This window comes from Microcoleus sp. B4-C2 (assembly GCF_036705265.1).
Taxonomy (GTDB): Bacteria; Cyanobacteriota; Cyanobacteriia; order Cyanobacteriales; family Microcoleaceae; genus Microcoleus.
In genome coordinates, this window is record NZ_JAUBUB010000057.1 from 1 (window position 1) to 18,282 (window position 18,282).

General features: G+C 46.6%; 16 protein-coding genes and 1 pseudogene. 11 read left to right on the forward strand and 6 right to left on the reverse strand.

Features of this window, described 5'->3' with window-relative positions; genetic code table 11:
* Positions 1-381 precede the first annotated feature (381 nt).
* The 3 genes from QUB20_RS17165 to QUB20_RS17175 form a co-directional block, all read right to left on the reverse strand.
* Entirely contained in the window at positions 382-2,382 is a 2,001-nt protein-coding gene (locus QUB20_RS17165) for a calcium-binding protein (RefSeq protein ID WP_333247651.1), read from the reverse strand.
* Between the two features lie 6 nt (positions 2,383-2,388).
* Positions 2,389-2,565, reverse strand: coding sequence for a hypothetical protein (locus QUB20_RS17170; protein WP_333142473.1), 177 nt, complete (start codon positions 2,563-2,565; stop codon positions 2,389-2,391).
* 280 nt (positions 2,566-2,845) lie between these two features.
* Positions 2,846-3,979 (reverse strand): cob(I)yrinic acid a,c-diamide adenosyltransferase, encoded by a 1,134-nt coding sequence (locus QUB20_RS17175; RefSeq protein WP_333039380.1) that lies wholly within the window; start codon positions 3,977-3,979, stop codon positions 2,846-2,848.
* A 227-nt stretch (positions 3,980-4,206) separates the two neighbouring features.
* Between QUB20_RS17175 and fraC the strand changes: the two genes are divergently transcribed.
* The 5 genes from fraC (at position 4,207) to larE (ending at position 8,443) form a co-directional block, all read left to right on the forward strand.
* Positions 4,207-4,725, forward strand: coding sequence for a filament integrity protein FraC (fraC, locus tag QUB20_RS17180; protein WP_333247649.1), 519 nt, complete (start codon positions 4,207-4,209; stop codon positions 4,723-4,725).
* A gap of 5 nt (positions 4,726-4,730) precedes the next feature.
* Entirely contained in the window at positions 4,731-5,729 is a 999-nt protein-coding gene (locus QUB20_RS17185; protein WP_333247647.1) for a DUF5357 family protein, read from the forward strand.
* Positions 5,730-5,918: 189 nt separating this feature from the next.
* Positions 5,919-6,692, forward strand: a complete 774-nt coding sequence (locus QUB20_RS17190; RefSeq protein WP_333236544.1) for an ABC transporter permease — start codon at positions 5,919-5,921, stop codon at positions 6,690-6,692.
* A gap of 123 nt (positions 6,693-6,815) precedes the next feature.
* The gene (locus QUB20_RS17195) at positions 6,816-7,595 is read left to right on the forward strand and encodes a Uma2 family endonuclease (RefSeq protein WP_333247645.1); all 780 of its coding nucleotides are present in this window, start codon (positions 6,816-6,818) and stop codon (positions 7,593-7,595) included.
* Between the two features lie 20 nt (positions 7,596-7,615).
* Positions 7,616-8,443 (forward strand): ATP-dependent sacrificial sulfur transferase LarE, encoded by an 828-nt coding sequence (gene larE / locus QUB20_RS17200; RefSeq protein ID WP_333247642.1) that lies wholly within the window; start codon positions 7,616-7,618, stop codon positions 8,441-8,443.
* Positions 8,444-8,895: 452 nt separating this feature from the next.
* Here larE and QUB20_RS17205 read toward each other — a convergent pair whose 3' ends face one another.
* Positions 8,896-10,758 carry a polysaccharide biosynthesis/export family protein gene (locus QUB20_RS17205; protein ID WP_333247640.1) on the reverse strand — a complete coding sequence of 621 codons (1,863 nt, stop codon included), beginning with the start codon at positions 10,756-10,758 and terminating at the stop codon, positions 8,896-8,898.
* 333 nt (positions 10,759-11,091) lie between these two features.
* Between QUB20_RS17205 and QUB20_RS17210 the strand changes: the two genes are divergently transcribed.
* Positions 11,092-11,787: a class I SAM-dependent methyltransferase gene (locus tag QUB20_RS17210; protein ID WP_333247637.1), complete on the forward strand. Its 696-nt coding sequence runs from the start codon at positions 11,092-11,094 to the stop codon at positions 11,785-11,787.
* 16 nt (positions 11,788-11,803) lie between these two features.
* Here QUB20_RS17210 and QUB20_RS17215 read toward each other — a convergent pair whose 3' ends face one another.
* Entirely contained in the window at positions 11,804-12,157 is a 354-nt protein-coding gene (locus QUB20_RS17215) for a DUF4864 domain-containing protein (protein ID WP_333247636.1), read from the reverse strand.
* Between the two features lie 182 nt (positions 12,158-12,339).
* On the opposite strand from QUB20_RS17215, the gene QUB20_RS17220 reads away from it, so the two are divergent.
* From QUB20_RS17220 to QUB20_RS17240, 5 genes and pseudogenes are all read left to right on the forward strand, one after another.
* The gene (locus tag QUB20_RS17220; protein WP_333247634.1) at positions 12,340-13,332 is read left to right on the forward strand and encodes an endonuclease NucS domain-containing protein; all 993 of its coding nucleotides are present in this window, start codon (positions 12,340-12,342) and stop codon (positions 13,330-13,332) included.
* A 165-nt stretch (positions 13,333-13,497) separates the two neighbouring features.
* Positions 13,498-14,136 (forward strand): histidine phosphatase family protein, encoded by a 639-nt coding sequence (locus QUB20_RS17225; RefSeq protein ID WP_333247632.1) that lies wholly within the window; start codon positions 13,498-13,500, stop codon positions 14,134-14,136.
* Between the two features lie 148 nt (positions 14,137-14,284).
* Positions 14,285-15,052, forward strand: coding sequence for a YebC/PmpR family DNA-binding transcriptional regulator (locus tag QUB20_RS17230; protein ID WP_333247629.1), 768 nt, complete (start codon positions 14,285-14,287; stop codon positions 15,050-15,052).
* A gap of 661 nt (positions 15,053-15,713) precedes the next feature.
* Positions 15,714-17,231 carry a hypothetical protein gene (locus QUB20_RS17235; RefSeq protein ID WP_333247627.1) on the forward strand — a complete coding sequence of 506 codons (1,518 nt, stop codon included), beginning with the start codon at positions 15,714-15,716 and terminating at the stop codon, positions 17,229-17,231.
* A 242-nt stretch (positions 17,232-17,473) separates the two neighbouring features.
* A pseudogene (locus QUB20_RS17240) lies at positions 17,474-17,668 on the forward strand (YebC/PmpR family DNA-binding transcriptional regulator); the annotation flags it as partial.
* 9 nt (positions 17,669-17,677) lie between these two features.
* On the opposite strand, the gene QUB20_RS17245 reads toward QUB20_RS17240, so the two are convergent.
* Positions 17,678-18,280 carry a Uma2 family endonuclease gene (locus tag QUB20_RS17245; RefSeq protein WP_333247625.1) on the reverse strand — a complete coding sequence of 201 codons (603 nt, stop codon included), beginning with the start codon at positions 18,278-18,280 and terminating at the stop codon, positions 17,678-17,680.
* Between the last annotated feature and the right edge of the window lie 2 nt (positions 18,281-18,282).

The following is an 18,282-nucleotide window of genomic DNA, read 5'->3' on the forward strand; positions in this document are numbered from 1 at the left end:
GTATTTTAAAGTCCCAAAAGCCTTTCGACCCCAATTATTTACTTGCTACCCCTTGACAGTTCAAGACAGTATCTACAGATTCTAATTTTCGGCTCAATTCCCCATGCTATAAAGGCCCAATTCCCCATTAATTAAATTTAACGGTTGGGCGACTATGCTTAATCGGGGTTATTCGTTGGGTGGGGGCGGGTTTATCGAGATTATTGATGGGTGGCAAAATTTATGGGTGAACCCGCTCCTACAGATTCTACTTTTCGGCCCAATCCCCCATGCCCACAAAAAAGCCAGGGATGGATATCCCCAGCTCGAAACATAGCACAATGAGTTTTGAGAGTTGGTAGGGCGATGTTTCAGAATCGACCTCACCCACTTTTACCCAAATTAAATCAGGATAATGTCAGCAGCCGTAATGCCCGGTCTGCCATTCAGAATTGCCAGCGTAACGCCTGGGTTAGAACCAGCAATACCGTCAGGGTCAAATCCTAGTCGTCCGCCTTGGGTTCCGTTTGCACCTTCATAGAAGACGAACGGCTCTGTCGGGCCCGCCCCGGCTGGAGCAAACTTGCTCTCGTACGCCCCACTCTCAAGCGCCAAGAACGCCTGCGAAGAAAGTCGATTCGTATTTGGCACTACCCTCAAGTTGGGGAAGCCGTTGGAGCCATTGATTTGGAAGATAAACTTGTCTTGGCCGACTGTAAAATCGCCGATTTGGTCTACGTTAGTAGTACCCGCCGCGGCGCCCTCGCCGAAGTTGTTGTAGTAGAAGCTGTCATTACCCGCTCCGCCAATCAGCGTGTCAGCACCAGGCCCGCCGCCGAGAGAGTCGTTACCGTCGCCTCCGATCAAATAGTCGTTACCAAACCCGCCCAGCAAGGTGTCGTTTCCGGCACCGGAATTTAAGGTATCGTCCCCGGCTCCTCCAGCGGCGTCGGTAGCATTGGATGAGTCGCCGAACAGGATGTCATCCCCGTTACCAGTAGTGATCACATCAGTGCCGTTGCCACCAATAATGAAGTTGCTGCCTAAGGTATCGGTAATCAAGCTGGCGACTGTGCCGCTAAAGGTGACGGTGCTAGCGTAGGAGATGAAGTCGTTACCCTCCAAGTTGCCAATCAGGCGATCGAACTGGCTGCCAAAGATGATGGTGTCACTTCCCACGCCACCGTTCATGAGGTTGGTGACGGTGAAGCTGCTGCCAGTAGTAGGATTGGTGTAGCCAATTAACAGATCGTTGCCCAGCCCGCCTTCGAGAGTAATCAAAGCAGTACCAGTACCAGCAAAAATGGCATTGCTAGCATTGATAGTATCGTTGCCATCTCCACCGGCTGCATTAGTAAAGGTTCCGCTGAGGCTGTCGTTGCCTTCACCGCCGATCATTGTATCCGTCGCAAAAGCTGCAACGATCGTGTCATTGCCTACTCCGCCGTCGAGCAAGTTGCGACCCGCGAAACCTGGAAATGAACTCCGCGCGCCTACGCTCGAAATTACATCCGGCACCGACGCCGACCGGATGAAGTCGTCGCCTTCACCTCCCAACGCGGTATCAGAAAAGGCAAAAACGTTGATCGTGTCGTTGCCTTCGCCGCCGTCAAAGAAGTTTCTGCCGCCGCCAAAGTCGCCGATCGCGCCGTTGAGAGAATCGTCGCCGCCACCGCCAATCAAGGTGGTTCTCTCAATGCCGATCGTGATGACGTCGGTAGTAAATGGGCTGCTTTGCGTACTGTTGGTAATGACTAAGGTGTCGTTGTCATCATCGCCCGACAGGTAGCTGTTGCTGGCCACACCACGTAGCGTGTCGTTGCCTTTACCGCCATAAAGACTGTCTCTTACATTGATACCTACAACTAAGTCGTCGCCCAAATCACCCCGCAAGAAGTTGCTGCCTTCATTGCCAGCGAAGCCAATAGCCAAGCCACCCTCTAAAGAGAGGTTGTTGCCACCGCCTGCGATGAAGAAGCCGATCGCGTCATTGTCCTTACCGCCATAGAGGGAATCTCCTCTCTGCGCCCCTCCCAGCATCGTATCTGCGCCCTCATTACCAAACATGAGGTTAGCTTCGACAGTACCTTGGAGGAAGTCTTCTCCCTCGCCGCCGTACAGGGTAGCGCGGGCTTCAGCGACTATGGTGTCATTACCTCTGTCGCCAAACAGCAAAGCCGGAGTGCGCTGAGATCTGATTGAATCTTCGTCGTCGCCGCCGTACAGTGTATCGTTCGGGCCAACTGAAATCAGAGTATCGTTATCGGCTTGGCCAAATATTAAGCTGCCGCCCAGGGTGGAAGTTCTAACGAAATCCGCCCCGCCTGCGGCGAAGATTGTATCCGGGCCCAGTCCCGGAAGGTTTAAATCTAGTTGATTAGAATCGTCATTTAACGTTGTCATAAAGCTTCACTCCTCTACTTGTTGGTCATCGCTGGTGCGACTACAGACACTGCCTAGAACACCGAATGTTTGGATTCCGCTGTAGTTTAACCTGTTTGCCAGCCGCAAGTCTAGCCTACTGGCGTTAACCCTGTCTAGACTTTCTCCCTCGCGGATTTTTTGCTTGTAAGCTTTTATATTCAATGTCTTCACCCTTTAATAATCCTGGTGCACTGTCTCAGGTGCTCACGCTCTACAAGACGCGGCTCATATTCTTAATGTTCCATTCTGGATTGGCGGTCGGGGATCGCGTCCGGGGGAGGAAATTAAAGATTAAAAAAGGCTGATCTGGGTGATCCCGAAGACAAGGAAAATTGGGAGATTTGTTACTTGGTAACAAGGCTTTGTGGCAATTTCCGGTTTTCCAGGCAGGGCCGTCATTTAATAATTCTGGCCCGGATTGAACTCGGTACCGATCCGGGCTTTAAAAGTCTACGCCCCGCTTTAGTTCTACGCCCCGATCGCCGTAGTGTTTGTGACAGTATACCTCGGAGTGTACGCTTGCCAAGTCAAAGTAAGCGTGGGGTTTGTGGCAGCGCCCGGTGATAATAATTTCTGTATCCCGCGGCTTGCGTAGCAGGGCTTCGACGATCGGCTCTACCGGCAGCAGTTCTAAGTCTACTGTGGGATTGAGTTCGTCGAGAATAATCGTTTTGTACCAGCCGCTGGCGATCGCACATTTAGCGATTTCCCAGCCGCGTTCTGCTTCTATGCAGTCTAGCTCTTGCTGTTGCCCCCGCCAAACTATAGCATCTCGGCCGCACCGCTGGTGATCTACTAGCTGCGGGTAGCTTTGCCGCAAAGCTGCGATCGCCGCATCTTCTGTATAACCGGTGCCACCTTTGAGCCATTGCACGATTAACACCCGGTGAGATTGGTCTTGACTGATACCCCTACCTATTGCCTGCAAAGCTTTTCCCAAAGCGCTCGTAGACTTGCCTTTCCCCGCTCCGGTGTATATTTCGATCCCCGAAATATGATGCTCTGCCGCTGCGGGGTGATAGTGGGGCTTCATTTCTGAGTGTAAGTCGGCAATCTCCAGCAAAGCTTCGGGGGCCGCTCGGCCTGTGGCGATGACTTCTAAATATTCTGGTTTGTTTTTGAGGGTTTGGACTACTTCGTCAACTGGCAGCAAACCCAAGTCCAATACGGGGTTTAGTTCGTCTAGTACCACGACGGAATAGAGCTCACTGGCGATCGCTCCTTTGGCGATATCCCAGCCTCGCTGAGCTTCGGCGCGATCGAAGCGGGTGATTGCTTCGGCCCCAAAATATTCGGCTCTGCCGGTTCGCACTTGGTCGATCAAGTGGGGAAATGCCCGTTGCAAGGCTTCTATTGCCCCATCTTCGTCGTAGGAGCGGCCGGGGCCTTTGAGAAAGCGCAGCAACAAGACTCGCGTGGGCGAGTCAGAATTGATACCCAGCCCGATCGAGCGCAACACTACTCCCAAAGCTGCCTGAGACTTGCCTTTACCAGCGCCGTCGTACACGTGAATCTGACCCGCGGCGCGTTCCGAGCGGGATGAGGCTGTCCGAATACCAATGCCATTCCTTACCATAATCAGCAGTTGTTTGAGTCTGTATCGGGGTGGGTATTCGATCGCGCGCCTTGAATGTTTAATTTTTCCATTCTGTTGGCGGATCTCAACAGATTATACGATAACTTCTAACTCCCAATCTTTTAAGCAGCGATCTAACGGAATCAGGTGCTCAAACCTCCGGTTAAGATTATTCCGTTTGTGCTGTACAATTAAAATTTAACACGGACTGATATACCTAAAGGCTTATGATTGCGAGTGTTTTCCCATTTCGGACTGTTTTGGTGCAAATTTTAATTATGTTTTTGGCGATCGCGATCGAATCGTGGTTTTTGCAAAAACTACTTAAACTCGGCCCCAAAACCAGCATTGAATATACAGCCATCCTCAATCTATCTTGCACTTGCGTAGGCTGGTTAGTTTTCTTCGGCATTGAAAGCGTTCTTAGCAAAGAATTGCGGGAACAGCTTATCGGTTATATTTTATTAGGACGTGGGGATAATGTTTACGCTCCAATAACTATGATAGCACTCTCCGTATTAGCAGTAACTTTTCTAGCTAAATGGCAGGGCTTAGAATTCATAGAAAACATGGTTGTCGGCAATAAAAAAGCTTCCACACCTCAGTTTTTAGGACCACCAACCCTCACCCGCCGTCCTCCCAAAAAAACTTTTCAAGTAACTACCCAGTTTGGGGGAATTTTAATCGCCCACACTGTTAGCAATCTCGTTATTTTAACCGTGTTGTTTTTGCAAAGCGTGTATTGAAATTTATGATGAAGCAATTTTTTGATGTCACTCAGCAGCTAACTAAGCTGACGAACAACCTTTGGGAAACTAATAAAAAAATCCAAAAGGCGATGATTCCGCCTAAAGTTGTCCACTGGAAGACTCCTTTACTACTCAGCATCTTTTTAGCTTTGCTGACAGTGGCAGCCGTAACTGACTGGCGGACGAGAACTCTGCTTTTTGACATGAGCTGGTTATTATTTACACTTTCAATGGGTTTGCTGACCAGCCAGCAACCTTTTGTGATTAAAGGAGTAAGTCTGAGTCCGTGGGTGACAAGCATCTTAATTGGCTTGTGGTTACTGATAAGATTACCGTCGGATAGGAAGGAAATAGCATGGATATCCGGCCCACTTATAGCAGTAGCAGTTCTTGCTACAATAGAGATTTGGAATAGCGAGTCAAAACGGGAAGGTATCAGGTCGTTGGTGCGCCCTCAGTTTTTGATGATTACTCTCGTTCACCTGCTGTTTTCCTGTTGGTTTGCTTTTCACTTTTTAATTCAAGGTTGGATAGAACAGTATCCGAGTGTTTTATCTCAGGATTTAAGGCAAAGCGATTATGTGGTGACATTTCAACAGCCAACTATTAATCGCTCCCGAGGAGTTGTCATCCTCAATGAAATGGAGCGATACCTGCGAAATGAAGCCCGCACAAAACCGTGGGCGCAGGTAGAGCAAATGTTAATAGATATTGACAATGAGCGATTTTTTCTGCGGAATCAAGCCTTACAAACAACTGGGGTAGTCGCAGAAGATGGGAGGTGGGATGTCAAAACTTCGATCGTCCAAGGAGAGTCTCGCTATCAGTTAGATATGCAGGCAACTTGGCTGGGAGTGGTTTTTAGACCGGAAATATATTCGTTTACCAAATCTTGCGAGGTGTTCCAGATAGCCAATAGGGCGACTGTAACCTGCGATGCCATCAAACGCTCTCAACCCGGACAGAAAAAAGATGGAACGCCGGGGGACACTCAAGTTTGATTCTGTCTGTGTTAACTAATTGCGATGGGTATAGCGGGAGAGTGGGAGAGTCTGAAAGTGGGAGAGTCTGAGAGTCTGAGATGGAAAAAATCCTCTTTCTTCCCTCTTCCTTCTTCCTTCTTCCCTCTTCCTTCTTCCTTCTTCCTTGCACTAAAGTATGGCGAAAGTTTCCAGCGGGTTAATAACTAGATGAATTTGAGAAGAATCTTGACAGTCGCGACAAATGTATTTTGGGAAGTAATTCGCGATCGCATCCTTTACTTAATTATTATTTTTGCTCTGTTGATGGGCGCCTCGGTACGGTTGATACCGGAATTGGCGGCGACAACCGAAAAGAAAATTATCTTAGATATCGGTTTGGCTGCTATGAGCATTCTCGGTTTAATTGCCACAGTGTTTGTGGCTACCGGATTGGTCAACAAAGAAATTGAAAAGCGCACTGTTTATCTGTTAGTTGCTAAGCCGATAAGTCGGGCTGAGTTAATTGTGGGCAAGCACTTAGGACTGTCGGCGGTGCTGGCGGTGCTTGTAGCGGCAATGACTGTTATCTATCTGGCTATTCTGAGTTTGAGTAGCATTCCTTTCCCTTTGGGAAGCATTTTAATCGCTTCGCTGTTTATCTGGTTTGAGCTTTGTCTCATGGCTGGTGTAGGGATTTTATTTGGGGTGTTCAGCAGTTCGCTGTTGGCAACTTTACTGACATTTGGCGTTTATTTGATGGGACATTCGACGCGGGATTTAGTGGCTTTGGGCAAGTTAACTAAAAATCCTGGCCTAGAACAATTGATGATGGGACTATATCTGGTTTTGCCGGATTTAGCCAGATTCAATTTGAGAAATGATGCTGTTTACGGACAAGTTCCTTACTTGGCAGGTTTGATTACAGATGCTGGCTACGGTTTGCTGTATGTGGTGCTGCTGCTGTCAATTGCGATCGCCATATTTTCCCGTAGGGAATTTTAAAACGCGCCTTCGCTACTTTCAAAAGTGTGAGTATATCAAATTATCACGCTAAAATATAAAGGAGGCGATCGCTCAGAAATCTCGACTAAAACTAAAACTTTTATTGGTAAAATGAGGTGACTTATGACTACTGTAATTCACAAACCGATATCGCAGCTCAAGATTACTTGGCCTCTGCTACCCGATGATTTCATCCTACCAGACGACCCTGTAGACGATATAGACCATCCCTTGCTAGCTAACGGTTTGCGCCAGTCTGTAGTGGATTCCCCGGAACTAATGCAAGACGCACTAATAGTTTCTAATTTTGCTTTGTGTGCTGCTGTGGACGATCGCACTATTTGCAAAGCCCCAGACTGGATGTACGTGCAGCAGGTTCAACCTTTGCCTCACAACTATCCCCGCCGCAGTTACACACCTCATACCGAAGGAACAGTCCCTTTTGTAGTGATGGAATTTCTATCAGCTACTTACGGCGATGAATACTCTGTCGAACACACAGAAGAAATCGGCAAGTGTTTTTTTTACGAACAAGTAATCAAAGTTCCTCGCTATGTCATTTTTCGGCCCCATACAGGCAGAATAGAAGTTTATGCGCTAGAATCCGAGCGTTATGAGAATCAAAATCCTGATGAAAACGGCCGTTATTTAATACCTGGATTAAATCTATTTTTGGGAGTGTGGCAGGGAACTCGCGAAGGTAGAACGGGATATTGGCTGCGCTGGTGGAATACGGCGGGCGAGGTGCTTTTGTGGCCGGAAGAACGGGCCGAAAATGAACGCCAGCGGGCCGATCGCCAACAGCAAGACAAAGAGTTAGCCGAGACGCTGCTGGAACAGGAAAGACAGCGAAATCAAGAACTTTTGGCTCGATTGGCAGCCCTCGGTATCGATCCAGAATAGCAGTAATAAAAGTTGAAATCATGTTAATAGAAAAACTCGAAAAATTAAAAACTATTTTCGCACAAATGGAACGGGCTTTGATTGCCTACTCCGGCGGAATTGACAGCACTTTGGTGGCAAAAATCGCTTTTGATGTGTTGGGCGATCGCGCTTTGGCAGTGACGGCAGTTTCCCCCTCTCTACTGCCCGAAGATTTAGAAGATGCGCGGATTCAAGCAGCAGAAATTGGTATTGCCCACGAGGAAGTAGAAACTCAGGAAATGGCAAATCCAAATTACACTTCTAACCCGGTTAACCGCTGCTATTTCTGCAAAAGCGAACTGCACGATACTTTGAAACCCCTAGCACTAGCAAAGGGTTATCCTTATGTGGTGGATGGGGTTAATGCGGATGATTTAAAGGATTATCGTCCCGGAATTCAGGCGGCAAAGGAACGCGGCGCGCGATCGCCTTTAGCCGAAGTAGGAATCACTAAATTTGAGGTGCGGCAATTGGCAAAAGAATTGGGTTTGCCTTGGTGGGACAAACCGGCTCAACCTTGTCTCAGTTCGCGCTTTCCTTACGGCGAAGAAATCACCGTTGGAAAGTTGCAAAGAGTGGGGCGCGCCGAACGGTATTTGCGGCAGTTGGGACTGAAAAATCTGCGAGTGCGATCGGACGGAGATACGGCACGCATTGAGTTACCCGCAGAGGAGATTCAGGAGTTTGTGGTAAACACGGATTTGCCTGCATTGGTGGCGGTGTTTCAAGAGTTTGGTTTTGTTTACGCTACTTTGGATTTGGAGGGGTTTCGCAGCGGCAAATTAAATCAGGTTTTGCAGCCGCAGTTGTTGGAAACGAAAGGTTGATTAATTTTCCCGAATACAAAAATTTTCTCATGATTGATGTAGTTTGGGACATGGACAAAGGGGAACAATTTCAATCGAACCTTTATCTTTGATGTAGCAACTTATACGTTTCAAGGCTCGAATTGTTAGGATTACAGGACTTACGCAAAAGTAAGGTATTTCTGTTGCCCAGCGAACTCAGTGAAGCAATCTCAAGGTGGCGTTACTTAATCAGGGTATGAAAAAAAAATCACTTTAAAATCCACCCGCTTTGTGGATACTGGTTTCTCTGACGGGCATATTTAACGTTTCATACCGTAAATCAGCAACGCCTAGAGGGCCGGCACTCTTGGCACGGCCCCTACGGATAATGAAACAGCCCTGCCTTTGCTCGGACGAAAGTTTGACTCTATGCAGCGGTTTCAACCACCTCTTCATAAAAATGGTGGCTAACTTTCAACACCCGAGCCTTATCAAGGAGTAGTTGGCTGAATTTGCTGTGGCTGCATTTGCTGCTGCTGATTTTGGAGCTGAAGTTGCTGCTCCTGGATCTCGATTTGCCGATTCTCAAGATCTATTTGTCGCTGTCTGTCTTCGAGTTGCAAGCGTCTGTCTTCAAGTTGCAGTCTTCTGTCTTCTGCTTGCTGCAATCTATCTTCACGTTGTAGCTCTCTGTCTAGCAGTCTGTCTTGACGTTGCTCTTGTCTGTCTTCACGTTGTTCGCGAAGCTCTCTGAGCTGATTTCGTCGCTCGAAATCCCCTCCCAAAAATAAGTTTTGAAAAGCGTTGATAGTTGCTTGAAACCCAGTAAAAACGCTGCTAACAGCGCCGATACCTGTTGCTACTCCTGTTATTGGCTGCAAGAAAGTGTTGATATTGTCTGCTACCCTAGCATAGCCCGATCGCGCTACCAGAATCACATCGTCGTTGCGGAGAGTGGGGTTATTATTAGGATTCAACCCTTGAGCAAAATCCACCTCGATCGTGCGGCGAGAAACAGTACCGTTGGGATTCAATCGCAATAGTTCTACCTTGTCTTTTTTAGCCCGCAATTGATTGAAACTGCCTGCGGTGAGCAAAGCTTGGTGCAGGGATGTACTAGGCCGCACCTGCAAAGCCCCAGGCCTAATTACTTCTCCTACAATATTGATGCTAATCGCGTTCGGAGAAAAACTGCTATTTGCAACTTGAGAAACTTCAGCTAAGTCTACCGTAGCTGCTGTCGGGATAATTACACTATCTCCTTCTTGCAGCAAAATATCTTGAGTTGCGTCGCCTTTTTGCAGCAAATCCCACAGATTTACCATGATAGTTTGTTCGTTGCCACCTCTGACTCGGCGGCGGATTTGTACGCGGCGAATGTCAGCTTCTGTAGTGATACCACCAGCAATTTTCAGTGCTCTAGTTATTGTTGGTAAGCCCACAACTGCTCCTTGCTGTTGGTCGATAGATACAAAACTCAACTCTGTTTGTTGGTTGCTCGATCGCACATCCGAAGCAAATACAGTATAAGGCCCCGGCCGGTTTACTTCCCCGACAATTACTACCCCAATTGGTTTAGTAATATCAGCGGAAAAATTAGCACTGGCTCTTTGACGAACTTCTTGAGTATTGAGGGCACTTGCTGTCGGTATAAAAATTGTATCTCCATCTCGAATGGTAACGTCTTGACGCAAATTTCCCGTCTCTAAAAAATCCTGCAAATCAACAGTAGTAACTTGCTCCGGCCCGCCTCTGCGGGGACGACGAATTTGGACATTTCGCATATCTCCTGCTGATGTCACCCCTTGTGCAAGTTGCAGCATTTCCATCAAAGTCGGGAATTTTACTCCTCCTCCATCTCTAGTGGGATTAATCTTGTAGGAACCCGGGCGAGTAACTTCACCGGCAAGACCTATATTTAGGGGGCGAGCGACTACCAGAGTCACGGTAACAACGGGAACATTGATGAAGGGTTCGTATCGCTGGGTAATCACATTAGCAGCTTGTTGCAGCGTCAACCCTTGAATTGAGACGCTACGAATGATTGGCAAATTGAGCGTCCCGTCAACTAACACTTGATATTCTCTGCTGAATTCAGGGACGCCGAATATCTCTAAAGCAATGCGATCGCCCGATCCTAAAGTATAAGCTGCTTCTTGTGTCAGCGAACCAGAATTGCCGATCGGCGGCAAACTCGAACCCGGAGGTGGCGGCGGTACTCTCGGTTGATTTGGGTTCCTAGCAGGCGCAGGATTTCTGACTGCAGGTAACTGAGCTCTACTGGGCAGCGAACTCAATAGCACCAGGAGTGCTGACAAACTCAGACTTGTAGCGGTTTGAATGGTATGTTTCATCTTTCTTCCCTGGTTGCAGCCTGCCATTGAACAAGAGCAATTTAGCTAGTGGATTTTAGTTTATTTTCCCTGCTGTCCAGTGTAGCCTCGCTTCGCTGCAAAATCCACAGGTGGAAGCATAAAAATTGTGCGATCGCACTTAACTATTTTGCCCCTTGTTTGTAAAGAAAGTGTAAAGCCCGCCAACTGTTGTCAGGATTAATATCTCGTTTGAGCAAAATTATTCATACATAAGTCCGCATACAAATCAACCCGCCGCAGAAAGGAGATAGGAAAAAACCACCCTGATTTGAGGTAAAATGTTAAATAATTCTATCTGCAGGACAAAGACAAGTGTCACTAAAATTGGATAAAGTAATTCCTTGGGGACGCTGCTTGGATGAATACATAGGAATGTTTAGCTTGACATCAAGTGACCTCAAACTAGCAATTCTTGATTGTGCAGGCGGCCCGGCGAGTTTCAATGCCGAAATGACTCGCCAAGGTAAAAAGGTAATTTCTTGCGATCCAGTTTATCAGTTTACTGCGGTGGAAATTGGCGATCGCATCAAAGAAACATATCAAACTGTGATTGACGGTGTTAAAGCTAATTTAGACGGCTACCTGTGGAACAATTTTGAATCGCCCTACCAGCTAGGCGAAGTGCGAATGAAGGCGATGCAGGAATTTTTAGAAGATTTTCCATCAGGCTTGCAGCAAGGCCGCTACCTGAATGCTGAACTCCCTGTTTTGCCTTTCGAGAACGGTCAATTCGATTTAGCTTTGTGCAGCCATTTCTTATTTGCTTATTCTCACCTGCTTTCCGAAGAATTTCATCGGTCAGCAATTACAGAAATGTGTCGGGTTGCGAAAGAAGTCCGAGTCTTCCCTCTATTGCAGAGTTTTAGCGGGGAGGAATCCGATCACTTAAATCCGATTCTCACAGACTTGAAAAAGAGAAGTTTTAGTGTAGAAATTCAAGAGACTCCTTATGAGTTTCAAAAAGGCGGGAATAAGATGCTGCGAGTTAGCAAAAAAAACTCAGCCTAAAAGTAGGCATAACTTATTAGGCTGTTATGGAAACCAAATAACAGCCATTGATTCGCCAACTATTATCAAACTGTTTTTCCATGAGATAAATGGCTCGGATTGGGATGCCTTCCGAGTCCAGCAACAGCACCGGCTGAGCGGGAATTCCTTCTACGGTGGCGAGGTTTTCAAATAATACCGAGCGCGGACGGTATACAGCTTCATAGGCAATTTTTACCATCTGCATAAAGTTTTCGGCTGTGCGAAACTGCTGCTGAATTCCGGGACTGGCGAAGGCAAAAGCCCCAGCAGCATCGTCTTTTTGAAAGGCTTGTAGTTGCTGTTCTACAACTGAGCGAATGGTAGCGCGATCGCTTTCACTGATGAGCATATCTTTAATGATTTGTCAAGAGATGGGGGTGTCGAATAGTTACTATTATAGCGCTCCCGCTTAAAGACGATTTTGTTGCGGGATGGCTGGGAAGCTGTCAGGGTGCTGGGGATTTATTTAAACCCCCAGCGCACTGCAGACATTAGTGGTAAAATTGGTTAAAGACTTTAAGAATTGTCAAAATGCTAAGCAGCGCCGCATTGAGGAAAACAGGGTCTGGGTGGGAATTTGCAAATGAAGAAGCGTTAGAGGATTTTGTCGAAGTTCACTTGCAGAGTTTGCTCGGTTTGACAGTCATCAAGCGGCAATTCACTGTCAACGAGCAAAGATGCGATATTATAGCGGTGGACGAGAATAAACGGTTAGTTGTGCTGGAGTTGAAAAACGGCGAAGATAGATATGTCGTTCAGCAGTTAACCCGTTATTACGATGCTTTGTTAGAACACAAACCTTTTGGCGATCGCGTGGATTACGCTCAACCCGTTCGCTTAATAGCAATTACGCCAAAATTTCACAGGGATAATTTTACAGACAGGAAGTATCACGGGCTATTTTTTCAGTTTTTGCAATTTGCGATCGTTCCTGACGGGGAAAAATTATATCTCCATTTGAAAGATGTAGATAGTGGGCATATTTCACAAGTAGAGATTGCATATCAGCAAACAGCAAGTACAAATAATATACCCAATCCATCTACACAGTTACGCAATCTTATCAAAAAATTTATTAACGAGGAACAGCAGACTGTATTAAAAATCCGAGAAAAGATTCTTGGATTTGACAGCCGCATCCAAGAAATGACCAATTCGGGAATTGTCAGTTATGGGAAAGGTAAAAACAAATTGTGTGCAGAGTTTTGTTGTATAGATGATAGGAGAAATCAGTATCAAAAACCCGCTCTATTTTTGTGGCTACCACTCGATCCGTGGAATAATAATTGCCAAAAACTTGGTAGAATGATGATTTACAATAGAGTAATAAATAGTTATTACAGTCTTAGCATAATAGACAAATATTCATATGTAGTTTACAGACGTAAAGGTTCGCGATATGATTCTTATCACCAATCTTGGCAGTTAGAAGAGTATGTAAATCTCATCACTCAACAGAAGCAACCCGATCCTTTACAAACCTTAGTTGAGATAGCTTTAGAAAAATGGCAGAAAAGATTGTAATTTAAAGTAGAGATCGCGGGACTCGCGCATCTATGCCAAAGAAACCGGGTTTTTTACCGAATCTGTGGGTGAATGCGAAAGATTTTTGTAAAAAACAAAGGTGATGACCACCCGTGAGTAAGTCCTAGATCGTATAAAATAGAAATCCTAAATTAAAACCAACTCATGCCACAAACAGTCTGGATCGCACGACACGGAAACCGCATCGACTTCGTTAACCCCGACTGGTTTCTCACCGCAGAACACCGCTACGATCCCCACCTTTCCGAAGACGGTCACATTCAAGCTAAACAACTCGCAAATCGCCTCAAAGGTGAAGGAATTTCTCATATTTTTGCTTCCCCTTTTCTGCGAACTGTCCAAACAGCAAATCACGCGGCAGAAGCTCTCGATTTGTCAATTAAACTAGATTGGGGACTGTGCGAATGGCTGAATCCTGAATGGATGACAGAAATGCCGGAAACTGAGTCAGTCGAAGCTTTGTGCAAGCGTTTTCCCAGGATTGATGCTTCCTACAAAGGCGGTATTGCTAATTATCCCGAAACTGGGGAAGCTTGTCTCAAAAGGGCGGGGGAAACTGCTAAACGCCTCGCGGCTGAGTTTCCCGAAGATATGTTATTGGTAGGTCACGGTGCGTCGGTTTTAGGCACTGCGATCGGGTTGGTGGGCTGTGCGGAAACGGAAATTAACGCTTCTTTGTGCTGTTTGGTGAAAGTGGTGCGGGGTGAGGGAGAATGGTCGATCGCACTTAATGGCGATACTTCTCACCTGACTGACTCTGAAACCGCGATCCGGTTTAATTAAAGTTGAGATTCGTGCGAAAAATCGCATTTTATGCTATGTGTGTAAGGTGCGCGGCAGAAGAGCACCCTACGTTCATCTGATTAGTCCGAATCTGGGTGTTATTGTTTAATCTCGATCGCACATTTTAAATCGAAAATCTTAAATCGGTATGGCTGGACACAGTAAGTGGGCGAATATTAAACGCCAAAAAGCGAGAGTTGATGCCGTTAAAGGCAAGGTTTTTGCTAGGATATCTCGCGAAATTATTGTCGCGGCCCGCAGTGGAGTTCCCGATCCCGCTGGCAATTTTCAACTGCGGACGGCTATTGAAAAAGCCAAGGCGGCGGATATTCCTAATGAAAACATAGAAAGGGCGATCGCCAAAGGTGCCGGCTTGGCGGGGGGAAGTTCGGAATTAGAAGCTATTCGCTACGAAGGTTACGGCGTTGGCGGGGTTGCTATTCTGATTGAAGCGCTGACAGACAACCGCAACCGCACAGCGGCTGACTTGCGAGAAGCTTTTACTAAAAATGGCGGAAACTTGGGCGAAACTGGTTGTGTGGGCTGGATGTTTGACAACAAAGGAGTTTGTACGGTACGCGGCCCGATTGATGAGGAACAATTGTTTGAAGCGTCCCTAGAGGCGGCGGCGGAATCTTATGATTTGATATTAATTGATGAGGATACTGAAGGTGCAGAGGTATTTACAAGTGTGGCTAATTTGGAACAGTTGGCTGATGTTTTGAAACAAAAAACTTTTGCTGTTGTGCAGTCGGAAACTCGCTGGATTCCCAGCAATACAGTGGAAATAGACACTCCTGAAAAAGCTCGATCGCTCCTGAAGTTAATGGACGCACTGGAAGATTTGGATGACGTGCAAAGCGTGACAGCTAATTTTGAAATGACCGATGAATTGATGTCTTTGAGTATGGTTTAATGGTTGAAAGATGAGGGATCGGGATCGTCCTGCTGGCACTGCAAAAGACGAAAACTGGCCAGCGGGACGATCGCGCTACACTATTACCAGGAAACGAATTCCCATCTCTAGGCGAATGGGGAGTGTCAATCCAACGCATTGCTGAAAAAGCTGCATTGAAAATCTCAACCCACAGTAAAGCCATGCTAGTTGACACTCCCGGGCCTGAAGGCGTGGGGATTCTTAATTCATCGACTGACCTTTAAGCGCTATGTCCTTGCGGCAATTCTTAAACCTTTCAACCGTACAAAATACCAATTGACGAGTTCAACTCACAGCAACCCCAGAGGGTCTATCTCCAAAAGCGTACGCTTGATATGAACAAGCGAGTTCGGGTATGCCCTACCCTACTTAACAAATGAACCAAATTATTTGTTTTCTGGTAAAGAGAATGCGTTGATTCTCTAGCTGTTTTAAGAGTATTCGCTGCTCTGAGTCCAACAATTTATGCCTAAAAGTGTGTCTTAACTGTTTCACGATGGCACAGGAGTTTAACCTTGACGATTGTAGTATACTACAAATACCAGCAGTTCCCTGATTTTTAGGCATGGATTTAAGAAATTAAAGCCGGCCACTGAAGAAGGGGTTTTAAACCAAATTTTTTGATAACAACGAAAGCAAAATGGACAGCACGCACTCAGAAGAAGTTCTGTCAGCAACCGAAGTATCCGAAACCAAGGATATATCCGAATCGAATGTGCAGGCTGAACCAGGGGGTAAATCCAATTGGTTCGGTTCCGTTTTCGGAGCCGTCTCTGCAACGGCGAGTGCCGTAGGGAATGCGGTAGGGAATGCCGGAAGTGCAATTGTTAATACCGCGAGTGCGGTGGGCAATGCAGCAGGCAGTGCTGGAGATGCGATTGTTGTTAATACCGCGAGTGCGGTAGGCAATGCCGGAAGTGCAATTGTTAATACCGCGAGTGCGGTGGGGAATGCAGCAGGCAGTGCAGGAGGTGCGATTGTTGTTAATACCGCGAGTGCGGTAGGCAATGCCGGAAGTGCGATTGTTAATACCGCGAGTGCGGTAGGCAATGCGGTAGGGAATGCCGGAAGTGCGATTGTTAATACCGCGAGTGCGGTAGGCAATGCAGCAACCAGTGCTGGAGGTGAGATTGTTGTTAATACCGCGAGTGCGGTAGGGAATGCGGTAGGGAATGCCGGAAGTGCAGCACTCCAATTTCCCAATTTTTTTGGTTCAGCCCTCGGTTCGATTTCCCAGAGTCCTATCCTAAAAAAACTGACTGAAAATTTCAAAATCGACTGGTTAGTTAATGCGATCAATAAAGTTGATGTTGTGACTGCCGAGGCGCAAGTTCGAGAGTTGCAGCGCCAATATCCTCACGAGAAACCTCAAGAAATCGCACATCGCTTAATGGTGGAAAAAGCCTTGCTAGCTGCAGGAAGTGGCTTGGTTAGCAGTTTAGTTCCGGGCGCAGCTTTGGCATTGGCTGGCATGGATTTAGCGGCAATGACGGTGTTATCCGCCGAGTTGGTTTATCAAATAGCTGCCGCCTATGGAAAGGATTTGCAATCGAGCGATCGCCAAAAAGAAGTTGTCGCTATTTTCGGTTTATCCTTGGGTAGCAATTTAGCGATCGAAGCTGGAGTTACGCTTGTCAGCAATATTCCCTTGGCGGGTGCGGTAATTAATGCTAGCGCCAGTGCGACAATGATTTACGCGCTGGGATACGGTGCCTGTCGGTTTTATGAAGCCGATATCGATTCCTCGAAAATCGAAACCAAGCTCGAAGATTTACAAGAGGTATTGCAAGCGGAAAGTGAGCAATATTTAGAGACAGCGATCGCACAAGAAACGGTGATGGATTGGATTTTGGTGTATGTCGTCTATACCACCCAAAAATTCACCCGATGGGATGAGTTATTACCTCAATTACAAGCGGCAAATTTAAATCCCAAGTCTTTAGCTGAGATTGAAGCTGTGAAAAATAAGTCTAAATTGCCTCCCAAGTTGGATATTTTACTCGCACAACTCGAACTCGACTTTGCCGAACCACTTTTAAAGCGATGCACTGAGATGATCGAGGCTGACGGTGAAATTAATGAACAAGAGGGGAAAATTTTTCTGACAATTCAACGGGCTGTTTTGAGGAAAAGAAAGCAAGCTCAAAAGCAAGCCTAGCCAACTTCGATCGAGGATGGGGTATCGGAAGCCACTGAAGCACAAACTGAAGTCTAAGCTAGATCGCAAACTACTCCGTGCGTTCACGCCCGGAAATGTCAAATCCAATGCTCATAAACTGGCTCAAGCGAATGGGGTAAAACTCTGGGACGATAACAGTTAATTGATTTAGTGATTCGAGCTAAAAAATAAGGGATCTATGAACCAAGAATCCCAGTCTATGAAAGAGCGGGGAGTATCATTTGAAACAAAAAACTTTTGCAGTTGTGCAGTCGGAAACTCGCTGGATTCCCAGCAATACAGTGGAAATAGACACTCCTGAAAAAGCTCGATCGCTCCTGAAGTTAATGGACGCACGGGAAGATTTGGATGATGTGCAAAGCGTGACGGCGAATTTTGAAATGACCGATGAATTGATGTCTTTGAGTATGGTTTAACGATCTAAATCACCAGATTTTTGCCATCCGCAAGACAAATCCCGGTAACTCTGGATCGGCGCTGACTGTTTCAGGATTATCTAAGATTTCAGGTTCGCGATTGGGACGGTAGATGTAGACTTTTCTGTTTTTGCGATCGAGCAAAAAGCCGAGGGATACACCGTTCTCAATATATTCTTGCATCTTGTTTTGCAATCCCTTGAGAGTGTCACTAGCAGACCGCAATTCAATCACAAAGTCTGGACAAATCGGTGCGAATGAGGCTTTTTGTTCTTCAGTTAAGGCATTCCAGCGCTCTAGTTTAATCCATGAGGCATCGGGGGATCTGGTTGCTCCATTCGGCAAGGTAAAGCCTGCACTGGAGTCAAACGCTTCACCTGTGCCATCTTGTTCTGCCCAGTTCCCCAATTGTAGGGCAATCTTACCGTTGCGATTGCCTGTATCTGAAAAGGCTGGTGACATGATAATGACTTCCCCACTGGCTGTACGCTCAATTCTCAAATCGCGATTAACTATACAGAATTCATAGAACTGTTCAACAGTCATCGATTGGATCGCAGGGAAATTGACCGTCAGTGGGACGCTTTCGGTTTGGATTAGCAGCGTCGTCATGG

What these genes read in the sequence shown, in the direction of transcription:
- QUB20_RS17165 (WP_333247651.1), bottom strand. Translation starts at nt 2,382, where the DNA reads ATGACAACGTTAAATGACGATTCTAATCAACTAGATTTAAACCTTCCG.
- QUB20_RS17175 (WP_333039380.1), bottom strand. Translation starts at nt 3,979, where the DNA reads ATGGTAAGGAATGGCATTGGTATTCGGACAGCCTCATCCCGCTCGGAA.
- fraC (WP_333247649.1), top strand. Translation starts at nt 4,207, where the DNA reads ATGATTGCGAGTGTTTTCCCATTTCGGACTGTTTTGGTGCAAATTTTA.
- QUB20_RS17185 (WP_333247647.1), top strand. Translation starts at nt 4,731, where the DNA reads ATGATGAAGCAATTTTTTGATGTCACTCAGCAGCTAACTAAGCTGACG.
- QUB20_RS17190 (WP_333236544.1), top strand. Translation starts at nt 5,919, where the DNA reads ATGAATTTGAGAAGAATCTTGACAGTCGCGACAAATGTATTTTGGGAA.
- QUB20_RS17195 (WP_333247645.1), top strand. Translation starts at nt 6,816, where the DNA reads ATGACTACTGTAATTCACAAACCGATATCGCAGCTCAAGATTACTTGG.
- larE (WP_333247642.1), top strand. Translation starts at nt 7,616, where the DNA reads ATGTTAATAGAAAAACTCGAAAAATTAAAAACTATTTTCGCACAAATG.
- QUB20_RS17205 (WP_333247640.1), bottom strand. Translation starts at nt 10,758, where the DNA reads ATGAAACATACCATTCAAACCGCTACAAGTCTGAGTTTGTCAGCACTC.
- QUB20_RS17215 (WP_333247636.1), bottom strand. Translation starts at nt 12,157, where the DNA reads ATGCTCATCAGTGAAAGCGATCGCGCTACCATTCGCTCAGTTGTAGAA.
- QUB20_RS17220 (WP_333247634.1), top strand. Translation starts at nt 12,340, where the DNA reads ATGCTAAGCAGCGCCGCATTGAGGAAAACAGGGTCTGGGTGGGAATTT.
- QUB20_RS17225 (WP_333247632.1), top strand. Translation starts at nt 13,498, where the DNA reads ATGCCACAAACAGTCTGGATCGCACGACACGGAAACCGCATCGACTTC.
- QUB20_RS17230 (WP_333247629.1), top strand. Translation starts at nt 14,285, where the DNA reads ATGGCTGGACACAGTAAGTGGGCGAATATTAAACGCCAAAAAGCGAGA.
- QUB20_RS17235 (WP_333247627.1), top strand. Translation starts at nt 15,714, where the DNA reads ATGGACAGCACGCACTCAGAAGAAGTTCTGTCAGCAACCGAAGTATCC.
- QUB20_RS17245 (WP_333247625.1), bottom strand. Translation starts at nt 18,280, where the DNA reads ATGACGACGCTGCTAATCCAAACCGAAAGCGTCCCACTGACGGTCAAT.